The sequence below is a fragment of the Uniformispora flossi genome (genome assembly GCF_049534875.1).
Lineage (GTDB): Bacteria > Actinomycetota > Actinomycetes > Streptomycetales > Streptomycetaceae > Yinghuangia > Yinghuangia aomiensis.
In genome coordinates this window covers 43,279-59,910 of sequence record NZ_JBMULZ010000033.1, presented here as the reverse complement: position 1 = coordinate 59,910, position 16,632 = coordinate 43,279, and the positions used below count along the sequence as shown (strand labels likewise).

General features: G+C 71.7%; 13 protein-coding genes. 2 read left to right on the top strand and 11 right to left on the bottom strand.

Going from position 1 to position 16,632, the window contains the following annotated elements; genetic code table 11:
• Positions 1-163 precede the first annotated feature (163 nt).
• The 7 genes from ACPA54_RS37870 to ACPA54_RS37840 all read right to left on the bottom strand — a co-directional run bounded on the left by ACPA54_RS37870 (position 164) and on the right by ACPA54_RS37840 (position 10,861).
• Positions 164-1,915, bottom strand: coding sequence for an ABC transporter substrate-binding protein (locus tag ACPA54_RS37870; protein ID WP_423536932.1), 1,752 nt, complete (start codon positions 1,913-1,915; stop codon positions 164-166).
• Between the two features lie 5 nt (positions 1,916-1,920).
• Positions 1,921-3,165 (bottom strand): ABC transporter ATP-binding protein, encoded by a 1,245-nt coding sequence (locus ACPA54_RS37865; protein ID WP_423536930.1) that lies wholly within the window; start codon positions 3,163-3,165, stop codon positions 1,921-1,923.
• Positions 3,155-4,225, bottom strand: coding sequence for an ABC transporter ATP-binding protein (locus ACPA54_RS37860; RefSeq protein WP_423536928.1), 1,071 nt, complete (start codon positions 4,223-4,225; stop codon positions 3,155-3,157). The genes ACPA54_RS37865 and ACPA54_RS37860 overlap by 11 nt, the downstream gene beginning before the upstream one ends.
• Complete coding sequence (locus ACPA54_RS37855) at positions 4,222-5,190, bottom strand: ABC transporter permease (protein ID WP_423536927.1); 969 nt, start codon at positions 5,188-5,190, stop codon at positions 4,222-4,224. Before ACPA54_RS37855 ends, ACPA54_RS37860 begins: the two co-directional genes overlap by 4 nt.
• Positions 5,187-6,167, bottom strand: a complete 981-nt coding sequence (locus ACPA54_RS37850; protein ID WP_345680008.1) for an ABC transporter permease — start codon at positions 6,165-6,167, stop codon at positions 5,187-5,189. Before ACPA54_RS37850 ends, ACPA54_RS37855 begins: the two co-directional genes overlap by 4 nt.
• Before the next feature lie 273 nt (positions 6,168-6,440).
• A complete protein-coding gene (locus ACPA54_RS37845; protein ID WP_423536925.1) occupies positions 6,441-8,993 on the bottom strand; it encodes an outer membrane protein assembly factor BamB family protein in 2,553 nt (850 codons plus the stop codon).
• Between the two features lie 362 nt (positions 8,994-9,355).
• A complete protein-coding gene (locus ACPA54_RS37840) occupies positions 9,356-10,861 on the bottom strand; it encodes an MFS transporter (RefSeq protein ID WP_423536924.1) in 1,506 nt (501 codons plus the stop codon).
• A gap of 139 nt (positions 10,862-11,000) precedes the next feature.
• Between ACPA54_RS37840 and ACPA54_RS37835 the strand changes: the two genes are divergently transcribed.
• On the top strand, positions 11,001-11,681 hold the full coding sequence (locus ACPA54_RS37835) for a TetR/AcrR family transcriptional regulator (protein ID WP_423536923.1): 681 nt from the start codon (positions 11,001-11,003) through the stop codon (positions 11,679-11,681).
• Positions 11,682-11,739: 58 nt separating this feature from the next.
• Here the strand turns inward: ACPA54_RS37835 and ACPA54_RS37830 are convergent, their stop codons facing one another.
• Positions 11,740-12,477: a DUF305 domain-containing protein gene (locus ACPA54_RS37830; RefSeq protein ID WP_423536922.1), complete on the bottom strand. Its 738-nt coding sequence runs from the start codon at positions 12,475-12,477 to the stop codon at positions 11,740-11,742.
• A gap of 117 nt (positions 12,478-12,594) precedes the next feature.
• Positions 12,595-13,059, bottom strand: coding sequence for a hypothetical protein (locus ACPA54_RS37825; protein WP_423536921.1), 465 nt, complete (start codon positions 13,057-13,059; stop codon positions 12,595-12,597).
• A 230-nt stretch (positions 13,060-13,289) separates the two neighbouring features.
• Between ACPA54_RS37825 and casG the strand changes: the two genes are divergently transcribed.
• Positions 13,290-14,960 carry a steroid-24-oyl-CoA synthetase gene (gene casG / locus ACPA54_RS37820; protein WP_423536919.1) on the top strand — a complete coding sequence of 557 codons (1,671 nt, stop codon included), beginning with the start codon at positions 13,290-13,292 and terminating at the stop codon, positions 14,958-14,960.
• 117 nt (positions 14,961-15,077) lie between these two features.
• Here casG and ACPA54_RS37815 read toward each other — a convergent pair whose 3' ends face one another.
• Together ACPA54_RS37815 and dapD are read right to left on the bottom strand one after the other, a co-directional pair.
• The gene (locus ACPA54_RS37815) at positions 15,078-15,305 is read right to left on the bottom strand and encodes a hypothetical protein (RefSeq protein WP_423536918.1); all 228 of its coding nucleotides are present in this window, start codon (positions 15,303-15,305) and stop codon (positions 15,078-15,080) included.
• Positions 15,306-15,447: 142 nt separating this feature from the next.
• Positions 15,448-16,437, bottom strand: a complete 990-nt coding sequence (dapD, locus tag ACPA54_RS37810; protein WP_423536916.1) for a 2,3,4,5-tetrahydropyridine-2,6-dicarboxylate N-succinyltransferase — start codon at positions 16,435-16,437, stop codon at positions 15,448-15,450.
• Positions 16,438-16,632 lie beyond the last annotated feature (195 nt).

The window sequence follows — 16,632 nt, the reverse complement described above, 5'->3', positions numbered from 1 at the left end:
CGGGTGCCCCCCCCGCCCACTCGGCCCCGGCGGGCGCCCGCTGGGGCCCGTTACCCCCCCGGGGCCGGTGCCCCCGGGGGGCGGGGTGGGACCCGCGGGTCCCACCCGGCCACCGGGCTTCCGTGCGTGCGGCCGGGGCCGCCGGAGCCTTGCTGCGGAGCTGCTACTTCTTCGGCTCGAGCATGGTGGCGACGTACACCGAGGCGGCGCCCACCGAGATTCCGACGCTGTACGGGTTGTCCTTGTCCGGCCAGCCGACCACGCTCTTCGTGCTGTATTCGGACCAGGCCGCGAAGTTGTACAGCGGAATGATCGGCATCTTCTCGACCATGATGTCCTGCAGGCCTTCGAGGGCCTGCTTCTGCACCGCCGGGTCCTGCGTGGACGCGTACTGCTGCAGGAGCTTGTCCGTCTCCGGGTCCTGCCAGCGCTCGGTGTTGTTGAACGCGGGCTGGCCGACCGGGGCGGTGAGGTAGCCCGCCAGGGTGCGCTCGTAGACGTTGAACGGCGAGTAGGCCGCATACGCCGGACCGGTGATGCCGACGTCGTAGTTGCCCATGTAGGTGTCCGTGAGCGACTCGGTCGTGGACTTGCTGTCGATCTTCACCTCGATGCCGACCTGCTTGAGCTGGTCGGTCATGACCTGGTAGAGCGTGAGCACGTCCGTGAACGACGAGGACGTGAGCAGCGTCATCGTCAGCCGCTTGCCGTCGGGGCCGACCATGATGCCGTCGCCGCCGGGCTTGTAGCCGGCCTTGGCGAGCAGCGCCTTGGCCTGCGGGATGTCCTGCGTCAGCTGGATGTTCTTGTACTTGTCGGCGATGAACTCCGCGTGCTGCGGCAGCAGGCCGGTGGGTGTCATGTTCGGCTGCTCCTCGCCCTGGAAGGCGAGTTGCGCGAGGGTCTTGCGGTCGAGCGCGAAGCTGACGGCCTTGCGGACGTCGGCGTTCTGCCACTGCGGCTTGGTGAGGTTGAATCCGAGCGACATGGGCGCCATCGGCGGGAACCAATAATGGTTGTTCGCCGGGTCCTTGCCGACGTATTCCTTGTCGATGTTGTTGACGAAGTTGCCCGCCCAGTCGAGTTCGCCCTGCGCCAGGGCCAGGTTCGCGCTGACGTTCGAGGTGTAGGCGACGTAGCGGATGCCGTCGATCTTCGGTTTGCCGGCCTGCCAGTAGTCGGGGTTCTTTGCCAGCAAGTAGCCCTGCGGCGTCCAGGATTCGAGCGTGAACGGGCCGGTGCCGACCGGGTTCTCGAAGGTGTACGTGTTGGGGTCCTGCACCTGCTCCCAGATGTGCTTGGGCACGATCATCGTCAGACCGACGAACGGGAGCTGGGTGAACGCCGGGGTCGGGAAGTCGATGACCGCCTTCGCCGGGCCCTCCGCGCGGGCGCTGACGGCGAGCAGCCCGTACTGGTTCAGCGCCGGGTTCTTCAGCAGCATGTTGACGGTGAACGCGACGTCGTCGGCGGTGAACGCCTGCCCGTCGCTCCACTTGACGCCGGTCTGGAGGTCGAGCGTGAGCTGCTTGCCGTCCGGCGAGAATTGCCACGACTTCGCCAGCCACGGCTTGAAGTCGCCGACCTTCAGCACGTTCGGGATGAACAGCGGCTCGTTGATCATCCCGACGCCGCCCATGAGGTTCATCGGCCCGGTGATCGCATACGGGTTGAAGTTCTTGACCATCGGGCCGGTCGGCGCGCCCGTCGCCCGCAGGATCACCTTGCCGCCGGCGCCGCCGCTGCTCTTGTCGCTGCACGCGGCCGCGCCGCTCAGCAGCGCCAGGGCGGCCGTGGCGGCAAGGACGCGGCGCCGCAGGCGTCGGCCGGTCTTTCCGGGAGCGACCGCGGCATCGGAGGCCTTTCCGAGGCCTCCGGTCCGTGTCGAGCCGCCGAGCCTTCCGATTCTGAACACGTGCGTCACCGCCGTCCGTTCGGGGTCGGATGAGGGGATACCGGGAGCGCGCCTGGGCGTGCCTCCGGGTCTTCGGGAGCGAGCAGCCAGCAGGCCGCCCAGTGGCCGTTCTCCGGGTCCGCCGCCGCGGCCGGGAACACCGGCGGGGCCTCCGCGGCGCAGACCGGCATGGCGAGCGGGCAACGCGGGTGGAAACGGCAGCCCGTCGGCGGATCGGCCGGGTCCGGCGCCTCGCCGAGGCGCTCGGGTGGAGGGGAGCCGGGCGGGCGGTCCGGGTCGGGCGCGGAGTCGATGAGCAGGCGCGTGTAGGGGTGCGCGGGCGCCTGCGTGACGGCCTCGGCGGGGCCGCCCTCGACGATGCGGCCCGCGTACATGACGCGCACGTTGTCGGCGAAGTAGCGGGCCGACGCGATGTCGTGCGTGATGTACAGCAGCGCGAGGCCGTCTTCGTGGCCGAGTCGGCGCAGCAGGTTGAGGATGCCGAGCCGGATCGACACGTCCAGCATCGACACCGGCTCGTCGGCCAGCAGGATCTCCGGCCGCACCGCCAGGGCGCGGGCGATGGATACGCGCTGCCGCTGCCCGCCGGACAGTTCGTGCGGGCGTTTGCTCGCGAACTGCTCGGCCGGCGTCAAGCTGACACGTTCCAGCAGGGCCAGCACCTCGGCGTGGACCTCCGCCGACGACCGGCGCGGACCGTGCAGGCGCAGCGGGCGGGCCAGGTGGTGCGCCACGGTGTGGATGGGGTTCAGCGACGCGAACGGGTCCTGAAAGATCATCTGTACGCGCCGCAGATAGCTTTGGAACGCCCGTCCGCGCGGCTTCCCGACCGGTTCGCCGTCGAGCAGCAACTGCCCGCGCGTCGGCGGCTCCAGGCGTGCCAGCACGCGGGCCACCGTCGACTTGCCTGATCCGGACTCGCCGACGACCGCGGTGATCTCGCCGCGGTAGAGCGCCAGTTCGACGTCGTCGGCGGCCCGGACGGCGACGGGAGAGCCCCAGAGGCCGCGGCGGCTGGCCGGGTAGTGCCGGGAGATGCCGCGGGCTTCGAGCGCGGGTGTGCGGGACGGATCGGCGGCGCGGGGCGGGGCCGGCGGTTCGGCGGGCCGCCGGGCGTGCCGCGGTGCCGGGAGATCCGCGGCGGGCCCCTCGGCGGATTCGGCGGGTGATCCGGTGGCGGATTCGGTCGCGGATGCGGTGGTGTCGGCGGTGGAGTCGGCGGCGGCGTTCGCCGGTGGTTCAGTCGTCATGGCCGGCCCCCTCCTTCGGGTCGTCCAGGTGGCACGCCACCAAGCGGTCCGGCGACGCCGGCGGAGTGCGCAGCAGGGGGATGTCCTGGGTGCAGCGGCCGAACGCCTCGGGGCAGCGCGGGTTGAAGGCGCAGCCGGGCGGGAGGGCACGCAGGTCGGGCGGCGGGCCGGGGATGCCGGCGAGGGCGCGCCGGGGGCCGCGCAGGGGCGGGAAGGAGCCGACGAGGCCGCGCGTGTACGGGTGGGTCGGGGTGCGGTACACGTCCTGGGCGGGGGCCGATTCGACGATGCGGCCCGCGTACATGATCGCGACCCGGTCGGCGACTTCGAGGAGCAGCGACAGGTCGTGCGTGATGAACAGCACCGAGAAGCCGAACTCTTGGCGCAGCCGCACGAGTTCGGCAAGAACGTCGCGCTGGACGACGACGTCGAGCGCGGTCGTGGGCTCGTCGAGGACGAGGATCTCCGGGTCGAGCGCGAGCGCCATTGCGATCATGACGCGCTGCCGCATGCCGCCGGACAGCTCGTGCGGATAGGCGCTGAGCCGGGCGCCGGGCACGCCGACCGTGGTGAGCAAGTGCGCGGCCCGGTCCCGGCATTCGGCGCGGCTGATGCCCGGCCGATGCGCGCGCAGCGTGTCGGCGATCTGCACGGCCACCGTGTGCACGGGGTTGAGCGCGTTCATCGCGCTCTGGAACACGATGGCGATCTCTTCCCACCGGAACGCACGCAGGTCGCTGCGTGCCATCGCCATCACGTCGACGGGTGGGCTCGCGGCTCCGTCGGCGGAGGGCTTGCGGTGGTAGAGCACGTGCCCGGCGGCGATCCGGCCCGGCGGGCGCAGCAGCCGGGTGACGGCGTGCGCCAGCGTGGACTTCCCGGAGCCGGACTCGCCGGCCAGGCCCAAGGTCTCCGACCGGTGCAGGGTGAGGTCGACGGCGTCGACCGCGTGCACGGCGCCCGGGCCTTCGCCGTAGTCGACGGTCAACCCGCGGATTTCCAGCAGCGGTTCGCGGCCGGGTGCCGGGATCGGCGCGGGGACGGTGGCGGGGGCGGTCATGCGCCGGCCTCCTGGGCGGTCGGGGACGGCTGCGGCGTGCGGCGGGCCCGGCGCTTCTTCTCGGCGGAGGCCAGGCGCGGGTTCATCAGCTCGTCGGCGCCGAAGTTGATGAGGGACAGGCTCGCGCCGACCAGGGCGATGCACAGACCGGGCGGGACGTACCACCACCACGCGCCGGTGGTGAACGCGCTGGAGTTCTGCGCCCAGTACAGGGTCACGCCCCAGCTCCACGTGCTCAGTGAGCCCAGGCCGAGGAACGACAGCCCGGTTTCGGTGAGGATCGCGAAGATGAAGGTGAAGAGGAACCCGGAGACGATGATCGCCCCGAGGTTGGGCACGAGTTCCACAGTGACGATGCGCCACGGGCGTTCGCCGATCGCACGGGCGGCTTTGATGTAGTCGCGATTGCGCAGCGACAGGGTTTGCGCGCGCAGGAGCCGCGCGCCGAACGCCCAGCCGGTGACGCTGATGACCACCGCAATCGGGAACCAGCCGCCGCCGTGCAGGTAGCCGGTGAGCACGATGGTCAGCGGCAGGGCCGGGATCACCAGGAAGATGTTGGTGAGCATGGACAGGATGTCGTCCGTCCAGCCGCCCGCGTAGCCGGCGGTCACGCCGATGAGGACGCCGAGCGCGGTGGCGAACGTGGCCGCGACCAGGCCGACGAGCATCGAGGTGCGGGCGCCGACGAGGATCTGCGACAGGATGTCCTGCCCGGACTGCGTGGTCCCCAACAGGTGCTGCGCGCTGGGGGATTGCAGCACGGGGCCGCCGGTCTTCGACGGGTCTTCCGGGGCGATCCACGGCCCGATGACGGCGAGAAGGACGAAGCACCCGAAGACCACCGCGCCGGTCAGCGCCTTGCCGGAACGCAGCAGCGGGAAGCGGCGCTTCCGGGCGGGCGGGGCGGCGGCGGGCTCCGCGGACGGGGATTCGGGCGCGGCGAGTGCGGTGGCCGCGGTCATCGTGCCTCCTGGCGGATGCGCGGGTCGAGGAGCACGTAGCACAGGTCCACGACGAAGTTGGCGAGCAGCACCATCAGCGTGATGATGAGGAACAGGCCCTGCATGAGCGGGTAATCGTTGTTCAGCACCGCGTTGTAGAGCATGAATCCGATGCCGGGGTACGAGAAAACCGTCTCGGTGACGATCGATCCGCTGACGATGAAGCCGAGCGACATCGCGAACCCGGAGATGTTGGGCAGCAGCGCGTTGCGCGCGGCATAGCCGAGCATGACGCGGCGCGTGCGGAGACCTTTCGCCTCCGCGACCAGCACATAGTCCTCGGACAGCGTGGTCAGCATCATGTTGCGCATACCGAGCAGCCACCCGGCGATCGACCCGACGACGATGGTCGCCGCGGGCAGCACCGAGTGGCTGAACGCGCTCGCGATGAACTCGCCGGACCAGCCGACTTCCAGCTCCGGGCGGTAGCCGCCGGACAGCGGGAACCAGCCCAGTTCGGCACCGAACACGGACAGCGCGACCAGCGCGATCCAGAAGTACGGCACCGCCGCGAAGAACGTGGTCACCGGCAGCAGGTGGTCGAGGAACGAGCCGCGCTTCCACGCGGCCGCCACGCCCAGCAGCGTGCCGAGCACGAACCCGATCGCGGTGGCGACGCCGACCAACACGACGGTCCACCAGAGGCCTTGGCCGATCACCTCGGACACGCGCCCCGGGAAATAGGCGACCGAGGTCCCGAGATCGCCGTGCAGCAGGTCTTTCCAGTACGTGCCGTACTGCGACAGCAGACTCGCGTTGCTGACGCCGATCTGGGCCTTGATGGCGTCGATCTGTTCTTTCGAGATCTGCCCCTGGAAACGGGACAGCATCGTGTTCTCCGGGCTGCCCGGCATGAGCCGGGGGATGAGGAAGTTCATGGTGATCGCCGCCCACGCGGTCACCACGTAGAAAGCGATACGCCGGATGAGGAAACGCACCTATCACCACCGACTTCGAGCGGGCCTGGCGGGCAGAGCGAGGCAGAGCAAGGCACGAGCGGGTGGAACACGGGGAACGCGCGGGCGGGACGGTGCCGCGTGCGCCAGACTGTACGACCCCGACTGAGCGATCGGTAGGTATGTGATGCGACCGTGATCAAAACCGGACGGTGGTCCACGGATGCGGCAAAGCCCCGGCGGAACGGGTCCGCCGGGGCTTTCGAGTGCCGGGAAGGCGGCCGGAAAGCCGCCTGAACTCCCTTGCAGGAACGCTCAGTTGGTTGCGGCTCCGGGCGGTGCTCCGCCGGTCGCCGCGTCGATCACATACAGATGCCGGTCGGTGCTGCCGACGAACACCATGCCGTCCGCGACCACCGGCGACGTCACCCGGCCATCGGTGACGTACCGCCACCGCGGCTCGCCCGTCGCCGCGACCGCGACCACCGAATGGTCGCTGCTGCCGGCGAACACCATGCCGTTCTCCACGACCGGCGACGTGACCCAGCCGTCCGTCTTGTACCGCCACAGGCAGCTCGTCGAGTTGACGTCGACCGCGTAGAGGCCGCCGTCGCCGCTGCCGAAGTACGAGACGCCGTTCGCCGCGGCGGGCTGCGCCACCGGGCCCTGCGCCTTGTACCAGCCGCGCAGCTGGCCGCCCTGCGCGTCCAGCAGGTACAGGTACTGGTCGGTGCTGCCCACGTGCACCACACCGCCGGACACCGTCGGCGCGGACACCCAGCCGCCGGTCTGGTAGCGCCAACGCGCGTAGCCGGTGACCGCGTCCAGCGCGTACACGCACCGGTCGCTGCTGCCGAAGTACACGACGTTGTCCACGACCGTCGGCGTCGTCGCCCAGCCCTGCGTGGGGAACCGCCAGCGGCACAGGCCCGTCGCGGTGTCCACCGCGTAGACCGCGTTGTCGCTGCTGCCGAAGTACACCGTGCCGTTGGCGACCACCGGCGCGGCCACCACCTCGCCGCCGGTCGGGAAGCTCCACCGCCACTGGCGGCTCGCCAACTCCAGCGCGTACAGGTGGTTGTCCTGGCTGCTCAGGTACATCATCTCGCCCTCGACCGCGGGCGGATGCGACCAGCCGCTGCTGTCGAACCGCCATTCGCGGGTCGACAGATGCAGCGTGTGCAGGCCGTTGTCCTTGCTGTGCACGTGGATCCGCGACGTGCGGACACCGCCCGCACGCACCGGCGGCGACAGGATCTCCGCACTCGCCGCGAACCGCCACGGGCGTGTCGTCGGCGCGGACATCGGCCCGGTCGGGGTGCGCGGCGTCGGCGGATGCGGACGCGGCGCGTCGTCGGCACCGGCGATGTACGTCGGAGTCGCCCCGGGCGGCGGACCGCCCTTGCGCAGCATCGTCTCCGCGGCGCCCGGCTGCGCGCCGTGCGCCTGACCGGGGGCCTGACCGGGCGGATGCGACCCCGGCGGGGGACCGTACGGGCCCGGCGCGGTCGGCTGCGGGGCCGGCATCGGACGCTGCTGCACGCCGCCGCCGGGCATACCCGAGCCGGGCTGCGAGGCCGGACGCGGCGGGGCCGTCATCGGGTAGGCGCCCATCGGCTGCCCGCCGACCGGCTGCGGATGCGGGGGCGCGGACCCGGGGCCGCCGGGCGGCATCACCGGGCGCGGCGGGGCGCCGTGCGGCTGGGAACCCGGACCGCCGAACGGACCACCGGCCCCGCCCGGGCCGCCGGGCTGCGACACCGGCGGCTGCGGGGACGGACCCGGAACCCGCGCTACGGCGTCGGGACCGGTCGGCGCGGGCCGAGCGGGCGACTCGGCCTGGAGCTGGGCGGGCAGCTTGCCCCAGTCGTCGTCGCTCAGCTTGCCGATGTCGTCGTCGGTCTCCTCGGGCTCGGCCTGCGGCTCGGGCACCGGGGGAGTGCGCTGGCCCGCCGGGCGGTACTGCCGCTCGAACCGCTCGACCATCGCGGCAGCCGCCTCGGGCAGCCGGCTGTCCGAGTCCGAGTAGCTGCTCTCCGCGTCCAGCAGCGGCGCCAGCCGGGTCAGCAGCGCGGTCGGCGACGGGCGGTGCTCCGGCGCGCGCTGCATGCACGAGTTGATCAGATCGTGGAGCTCGTCGGGCAGGCCCGCCAGGTCCGCCGAGCCGGTCACCAGGCGCAGCAGCGCCTCGGCCGGCTTCCGGTCCGGATACGGCGAATGCGCCGTCGCCGCGTACACGAGCGTGGCGCCGAGCGAGAACATGTCACTCGCCGGGGTGATGTCCCGCACGCCCTGTGCCTGTTCCGGCGACATGTAGGCGGGGGTGCCGACCGCGACACCGGTCATGGTCAGCGAACCGAAGTCCGCAGCCCGGGAAATGCCGAAGTCGATCACCTTCGGGCCGTCGCTGGCGACCAGCACGTTGGACGGCTTGAGGTCGCGGTGCACCAGTCCGGCCGCGTGCACCGACTCCAGGGCTTCCGCGATGCCGGCGGCGAGCCAGCGGATCGCACCGGCGGGCAGCGGACCGCAGGCGCGCACGAGGGTTTCCAGCGAGGGGGCGGGCACGTAGGCGGTGGCCAGCCACGGCACGGCGGCATCGGGGTCGGCGTTGACCACGGCGGCGGTGAACACACCGCTCACCCGGCGGGCCGCGGCGACTTCCTGCGCGAAGCGCGCGCGGAAGCCCGGGTCGCCGCCGAGTTCGGAGCGGATGGTCTTGATGGCGACCAACCGGCCGAACGGCGAACGCCCGAGGTAGATACGGCCCATCCCGCCCGCGCCGAGCCGGCCCAGGACGGTGTACGGCCCGATCCGGTTCGGATCACCCTTGGCGAGGGGCTCACCCGGCCACTCGTGTTCGGTCACAATCCCCCCGATTTCTCCCCCACCACCGCCCATCATCCCCGCCGGTTCCTCGCTGCGACAGAGTCCGCGCCGATCCGGTCGACCGGTGCGTGTGCAGCCACCAGGGACGCGGAGCGCCGCGTCCGGAATCCCCCTGCTGCCTGAGGCAGAGTACCGGCCCGCGAGCGCCGCCGCCCACGGTGTGCCTCCGTCGGAGGCGGGTGTCGCGGATGCTTCGGTGCTTCTTTCACTGCGTTGAGACGCGGGACGGCGGATCGGGGTTCCCGACCGATCGAGTTCGTCCCGGGTGCACATATGCCGAGCGGCCGGCCCCGCAGGGAAACCGGCCGCTCGGCCAAACGTTTGACGGAATTCCGGTTGAGTCAGTGGCTGACCGCGGCCGGGTCGACCTTGATGTCCTCGCGGCGGACGCGCACGAGCACGAACGCGATCACCGACGAGGCGAACAGCATGAGCGACGCGGCGAAGATCGGCCCGGTCGAGAAGACGCTGGCCGCCTCCGCCGGGGTGTCCGCCGACTTGACCGCCGACGTCGCGATCGTGGCCAGCACCGCCAGCCCGATGGTGCCGCCGATCTGCTGCGTGACGTTGAGCACCGCCGAACCGACGCCCATGTCCTTCGGGTCGATGCCCGCGGTCGCGGTCGCCATGATCGAGACGAACACGCCGCCCATGCCGAGGCCCATGAGGACCACGCCCGGCAGCACACCCGTCCAGTAGTTCGAACCGGCGTCGAGGAACGACAGCCACAGCAGGCCGGTGCCGGCCAGCAGCGGACCGACGACCAGGAACGGCCGCGGACCGGTCCGCGTGATGATCCGCGAGGTGACCTGCGCCGACGTGATGACGCCCGCGGTCAACGGCAGATACGCCACGCCCGCCAGGATCGGCGACAGGTCGAGCAGCAGCTGGTTCTGCATGAACAGGGTGAGGAAGAAGAACGTGCTCATCATCCCCGCACCGGCCAGCATCATGACCAGATAGCCGCCGGTCCGCGTCCGGTTGAGGAACAGGCGCAGCGGCAGCAGCGGCTGACGGGTCTTCAGCTCGCCGAACACGAACAGCGCCAGGAACACCACGCCCACCACGAAGCTGGCGATCGCCATGCCGTCGGTCCAGGTGTGGTCCTTCTGGTTCTGGCTCTGCTCCGACACCCGGATGAAGCCGTAGACCAGTGCGGACACACCCACCGTCGAGGTGATCGCGCCGGGCAGGTCGAACCGGGCCAGGCCGCCGCCCGCCCCGGTCGCCTTGTCGTTCGGGAAGATCCGCGGAATGGCCAGGCCCAGCGCGAGGCCGATCGGGACGTTCACGAACATGACCCAGCGCCAGTTCGCGTACTCGGTCAGGAGACCGCCGGCGAGCAGGCCCACGGCCGCACCCATACCGGACACCGCGGCATAGACGCCGAGCGCCTTGTTGCGCTCCGCGCCCTCCTTGAAGGTCGTGGTGACCAGCGACAGCACCGCGGGGGCGGTGATCGCTCCGCCGACGCCCTGCAGGGCACGGGCGGCCAGCAGCATGGCCTCGTTCTGCGCGAAACCGCCGAGCAGGCTGGCCAGCGTGAAAATGGCCAGACCCAGGATGAACATCCGGCGGCGGCCGAGCAGGTCGCCGAGGCGCCCCCCGAGCAGCAGCAGGCCGCCGAAGGTCAGCGTGTAGGCGTTCATCACCCAGGTAAGCGACGCGTCGTTGAAGTCGAGCGCGGTCTTGATGTGCTTGAGGGCGATGTTCACGATCGTGGCGTCGAGGACGATCATGAGCTGCGCACCCGCCAGCACGGCCAGCGCCAGGCCCGGGTGCACGCTCTTGCCCGGCGCGCCGGGCGATCCCGTGGAGGCGGCGACCTCGGGGGGTGCCGTGGACATAGAGGTACCTCGTTCTGAGAAGACGGAAAATAGAGGACGGTTCCGTACTCTGGTCACAGTAAGCAAAGCCCGTTAGAGAACGCAAACGTTTTCTGTACGATGGTTTGCGGAGGCCGACCCCATGGCGGAGGTGACCGATGTGAGCGATGCCCAGGACGCCGCGGTGCGGGACGAAGCCCGCGTCGCGCCGCCGCACGGCCTCGTCGTCGAGGTCGGCGACTATGACCACCGCCGGTTCCCGCGGCGCCGCGGTGCGGTGCTCGCCAAAGCGATCAACGACGCCGTGGTGGAAGAGCTGGCCGAGCGCGGCTACGCCGGATTCACCTTCGAAGGCGTCGCCTCGCGGGCGGGAACCGGGAAGTCCACACTCTACCGGCGGTGGGCCGACAAACCGGCCATCGTCATCGACGGCCTCTCCGCTTCGCTGCCCGATCTGGCCGAATACCGCTCCAGCGGCAGCCTCCGCGACGACCTGATCGCCGTGCTGTCGACGTACGGCAACAGCTGCGACGGCTCGCTGGGCGTCGCGCTGCGGGTGGTGTGCGGCGAGGCCGCGGTCTCCGCGGAACTCAAGGAGCTGTGGCAGGAACGCGCCGTCGCGCCGCGCCTGGACCTGATCCGCCGCCTGATCCGGGAGGCGGTCGACCGCGGCGAGGCCCGGCCGGGCGCGCTCGCGGACGAGTGCGTGACGGCGGGGCCGGCGCTGGTCGGGACCACGTACATGCGGGAATCGGCCGCACCGAGCCGGGAGACGATCGAGCGGATCGTGGACAACGTGATGATCCCGATGCTGGAGGCGCGGGAGCCGGTGGCGGGGTAGGCGGCTCGCCCGAGTTCGAGTGCGGGCGGCCGGCGGGGTGCCGGCCGCCCGCGGTGCGTTACATGCCGTGGCCGGGCATGCCGGTCATGCCCGGCATCGAGGGCTTGGCGGACGTGGTCGGCTGGGCGCCCGGGGCGCTGCCGAGAAGCTGCCGCATCTGCTGAACCTCCGCGGACTGCGAGGTCTTCACCGCCTCGGCGAGCTTGCGGGCGTCCGCGTTGACGCCCTTGGCCAGTTCGTCGTCCGCCATGGTGATCGCCCCGTTGTGGTGCACGATCATCATCCGCAGGAACCGGGTGTCCAGTTCGGTGCCGGTGGCGGCGCGGAACTTCTGCATGTCGGCGTCGGACATCATGCCGTCGGTGCCCGTGCCGTGGTCCATGCCGCTCATCCCGCCCGTTCCGCCCGTTCCGCCCGTTCCGCCCGTGGTCGGCATGGCGGCGGGCTTGCCCCAAGCCGTCAGCCAGCCCTTCATCCGGGCGATCTCCGGGGCCTGCGCGGCCTCGATGGCGGTGGCGAGCTTCCTGACGTCGGCATTCGCCGACTTGGCGAGGACGATCTTCGCCATGTCCACGGCTTGCTCGTGGTGGGGGATCATCATCTGCGCGAACATCACGTCGGTGTCGTTGAACCCGGCGGCGCTCTGCGGCGCGGCGGACGAGGCGGCAGGCGGCTTGGGCTGGTCGCCCGTGTTCATGCCGTCGTTGCCGCCGTCGCTGCCGCAGGCGGCGAGGACGAGTGCGGCGGACAGGGCGACGGCGGACAGCGCGAGAACGCGCGGCATACGGCGCTTCATGGTGAGAGGTACTCCCGTGTCGAACGCCTCGGGGAGGCGCTGCGGATGGCTGGGCCGCGCGGTGGCGCGGCCGGGACCTGGTCGCGGGCAGGCCGGAGCCTGCCGACACGGGTCGGCCTAGATCCGCAGGATCGCGAGCTGGGAGAGGTCGGGGGGTTGCGGCGGGGGCAGGACGGAGGCGACTCGGCCCCACAGCCCGCGCACGAACAGCGCGGTGCGCCGGGCCGCGCCGCGGCGGAGCGCCAGGAGCGTCACGGCCAGCACGAACCCGGCCAGCGCGATCGCCAGGCAGACGGACGCGGGGTCCATGCCGGGGTGCCGGGCGGGGGAGTTGTGGTCGGCGGTGTTTTCCCGGTGCTCGGCGGCTGCGGGGCCTTGCGCGGCGCAGTGGCCGTCGGGGCAGGGCGCGTCGGGCCCGTCGGGCGCGTCAGGTGCGGCCATGGGATCGGCGGACATCGCGTCGGCGGCCATCGCGGCTTCGGCGCGCGCCTCGGGCGGATGGCCGATGGTGTGCATGCCCGCGGTGCCGACGGCGAGGATGACGAAGAGGAACAGGCGGACGAGCGCGGTCGCGTTGCGCATGCGCCGTCCTTCCGCCGCCGGGGCCCTGTGGGGGAGAGCTTACCGGTTGGGGGTATCGGGTATCGGCGGCCGTCCGCACCCTAGAGGGGAAGGTTGACCCTTACAAGTGTTTCCCGGGGTCGAGGATGTGCGACACGTGTCACGCTGCGGGGATGCCGTGGCGGGGGACACGCCCGTTCGCAGGGTGCGACACTTGACTGACTTGGTCAAGCATTCTTAGGGTCCGGAGCATGGCGACGACCTCCCGAACCCCAGAACCCGCGGCCGCGGCTCCCGCGTCCGGCTCACGCCTCGACCTCGTGGACGAGGAGGTCCTGGGCGTGACGATGCGCGTGCTGGCCGGTCGGCAGCGCTCGCTCTCCGAATTCGTGGCGGCGTCGGCGCGGTTCGGCGAGCGCGAGTACATGGTCCACGACGACGGCACACGCTGGACGTATGCCGCCCACGCACGCGCCGTGGCCTCGGTCGCCGCCGCGCTGCGCGACAAGTACGGCGTCCGCCCCGGCGACCGGGTCGCGATCCTCGCCGCCAACCGCCCCGAATGGCTGATCACGTTCTGGGCCACGGTCAGCCTCGGCGCGGTCGCCGTCGGCATGAACGGCTGGTGGGCGGGCGAGGAGATCCGCTACGGCCTCGCCGACTGCGAGCCCGCCGTCCTGGTCGCGGACCGCCGCCGCCTCGAACGCCTCGGCGGCACCGACCCGGGCGTCCCCGTGGTGGAGATGGAGTCCGGGTTCGCCGAACTCGTCGACCACGCCCCCGACGCGGAACTCCCGACCGGGCCGGCGAGCGAGGACGACGCCGCGCTGATCCTCTACACGTCGGGCACCACCGGCCGCCCCAAGGGCGCCGTGCTCACCCACCGCAACGTCATCGCGATGCAGAACGTGCAGGCGCTGCTCGCCGCCCGCGCGTTCGCGCAGATGCCCGCCGGCTTCGTGCCGCCGCCCGGGCGCTGGCTGGTCAACAGCCCGTTCTTCCACGTCTCGGGCCTGCTCGCGGGCGCCGTCGCGGCGCTGGCCGACGGGCACACGATGGTGCTGTTCAGCGGACGCTTCGAGGTGCCCGCGGTGCTGTCGCTGATCGCGCGTGAGAAGTGCACGAACTGGTCCGTCGTGCCGACCGTGGGCTGGCGCGTCGTCAACCACCCGGACGTGTCGTCGTACGACCTCACGTCGGTCACCCGGCTCGGCGGCGGCAGCGCGGCCTTCGCGCCGGAACTCGTCGAGCGGCTCCAGCAGGTCTTCCCCAACGCCAAGGGCGCCATGGGCGTCGGCTACGGCCTGACCGAGAGCGGCGGCGTCGCGACCTCCGCGGGCGCGGCCCAACTCACCGCCACACGCGGCGCGATCGGCGCCGCGGTGCCGACCGTCCAGGTGGAGATCCACGGCCCGGACGGCGAGCGGCTGCCGGACGGCGAGGAGGGCGAGATCTGGATCCGCAGTCCCCTCGTCATGCTGGAGTACTGGCGCAACCCCGAGGCCACCGAGAAGTCGCTCACCCCGGACCGCTGGCTCCGCACCGGCGACCTCGGCCTCGCCCGCGACGGCCAGTTCTTCATGGCGACGCGCCGCTCCGACCTGATCCTGCGCGGCGGCGAGAACGTCTACCCCGCGGAGATCGAACACTGCCTCGACGCTCACCCGGACATCGCCGAGTCCGTCGTCGTCAGCGTCCCGCACCCCGAACTCGGCGAAGAGGTCAAGGCCATCGTCGTCCCCAAGCCGGGCGGCACCCTGGCCCCGGAAACCCTCACCGAGTACCTCCGCGACCGCCTCGCCTACTACAAGATCCCCGCCCACTGGGAAATCCGCACCGAGCCCCTGCCCCGCACCCCCACCGGCAAGGTCATCCGCGCCGTCGCCACGGGCGCGAAGGCGGCGGACCTGGTCGAGGAGTAAGCGAGATCCGGCCTCAAGCGGCGCGGTCGTCGAACCTGACGACCGCGCCGTCGGCGTTCCACCGGACATCGACGTCGACCCGCAACGCGGCGGCAATCCGCGACAGGAGTTCGGACGTCAGCGGAAGCACGCCGCCGACCTCGATCGCCTCGACCTCGTCGGCGTCGGTGCCGAGCAGACCGCGAGGTCCTCTTCCGACAGCCCCAGCGCTTTGCGGCGGTCGTAGCCGAGTTGCCCGAGATCCATCGCCAGGCGGATCTGCTCGCGCTGGGCGGCGATCCGCGGCGGCTCGACCTCACCACGGAGGGCACGCTCACGTGCGGTGCGCCAGCGGGAGTGGTTCATCTTGCCTCCGGCTTGTCGTGTCGCGTGTTCGTCACGGCGTCACGCTAGGGAACCGGGGTCGGTTTGGCGGTGGTTCGTTCGCGTGGGTGAAATGCCGCAGGGCGGCCCCCTGTGGGGAGCCGCCCTGCGGGAGTGTTCGGGGTCAGTCGTTCTTGTGGAGGTCGGCGTTGAGGCTGCCCCAGGACTCGGTGCGCCAGATGGCTTCGACGGCACCCGTCTGGGAGTTGCGGCGGAGGAGGAGGCCGCTGCGGCCGGAGAGTTCGGCGGCCTTGACGACAGTGCCGTCCGGGAGGGTGACGCGGGTGCCGGCGGTGACGTAGAGGCCCGCTTCGACGACGCAGTCGTCGCCGAGGGAGATGCCGATGCCGGCGTTGGCGCCGAGGAGGCAGCGTTCGCCGATCGAGATGACCTGCTTGCCGCCGCCCGACAGGGTGCCCATGATCGACGAGCCGCCGCCGATGTCGCTGTGGTCGCCCACCACGACGCCCGCGCTGATGCGGCCTTCCACCATCGACGCGCCGAGGGTGCCCGCGTTGAAGTTGCAGAAGCCCTCGTGCATGACGGTCGTGCCGGAGGCGAGGTGCGCGCCGAGGCGCACCCGCGTCGTGTCGGCGATGCGCACGCCGGACGGCACCACGTACTCGGTCATGCGCGGGAACTTGTCCACGCCCGCGACCTCGAACGACACGCGCGCCGCGCGCGCCCGCAGCCGGGCCGCGGGGACCGCGTCGACCGCGACCGGGCCGAGGTTCGTCCACGCGACGTTCGCGAGCAGGCCGAACTGGCCGTCCAGGTTCGCGCCGTGCGGGCGGACCAGGCGGTGGCTGAGCAGGTGCAGGCGCAGGTACACGTCGTGCGCGTCGACCGGCGCGTCGGCCAGCGAGCCGATGACGGTGCGCACGGCGACGACCTCGACGCCGCGCACCTCGTCGGGGCCGAGCCCGGCGGCGGCGTCCGCGCCGAGCGCGGCCACGGCCTCGTCGGCGCTCAGGCGCACGGTCTCGGCCTTGTCGCCGCCCGCCGTCAGCTCGGGGGCGGGGTACCAGGTGTCCAGCACGGTGCCGTCGGCGGACAGCGTCGCCAGGCCCGCCGCAACGGCGCCGGAAGTGGGGGAAGCAGAGGTCTCGATCACGCGGCCTACGTTACCGGGGAGCCCGCCGCGGCCACGTCGCGGAACGCCCCCAACAGGACGCCCCAAAGAGTAGAGGGGGTCCTCCACTGCGCTGCGTCCACCCCTCCGGCACGCTGAGTAGCACGAGCGCCCGCACGCTCGGCGTCGGCGGCTCGGCTTCTGGGGGAGGCCGGGCGGCCGCGCGGGGGGTGGGTC

Excerpts from the sequence above, each read along its gene's own strand:
- ACPA54_RS37860 (WP_423536928.1), bottom strand. The coding sequence starts at position 4,225 with ATGACCGCCCCCGCCACCGTCCCCGCGCCGATCCCGGCACCCGGCCGC.
- ACPA54_RS37825 (WP_423536921.1), bottom strand. The coding sequence starts at position 13,059 with ATGCGCAACGCGACCGCGCTCGTCCGCCTGTTCCTCTTCGTCATCCTC.
- ACPA54_RS37840 (WP_423536924.1), bottom strand. The coding sequence starts at position 10,861 with ATGTCCACGGCACCCCCCGAGGTCGCCGCCTCCACGGGATCGCCCGGC.
- ACPA54_RS37855 (WP_423536927.1), bottom strand. The coding sequence starts at position 5,190 with ATGACCGCGGCCACCGCACTCGCCGCGCCCGAATCCCCGTCCGCGGAG.
- ACPA54_RS37830 (WP_423536922.1), bottom strand. The coding sequence starts at position 12,477 with ATGAAGCGCCGTATGCCGCGCGTTCTCGCGCTGTCCGCCGTCGCCCTG.
- casG (WP_423536919.1), top strand. The coding sequence starts at position 13,290 with ATGGCGACGACCTCCCGAACCCCAGAACCCGCGGCCGCGGCTCCCGCG.
- ACPA54_RS37815 (WP_423536918.1), bottom strand. The coding sequence starts at position 15,305 with ATGAACCACTCCCGCTGGCGCACCGCACGTGAGCGTGCCCTCCGTGGT.
- ACPA54_RS37865 (WP_423536930.1), bottom strand. The coding sequence starts at position 3,165 with ATGACGACTGAACCACCGGCGAACGCCGCCGCCGACTCCACCGCCGAC.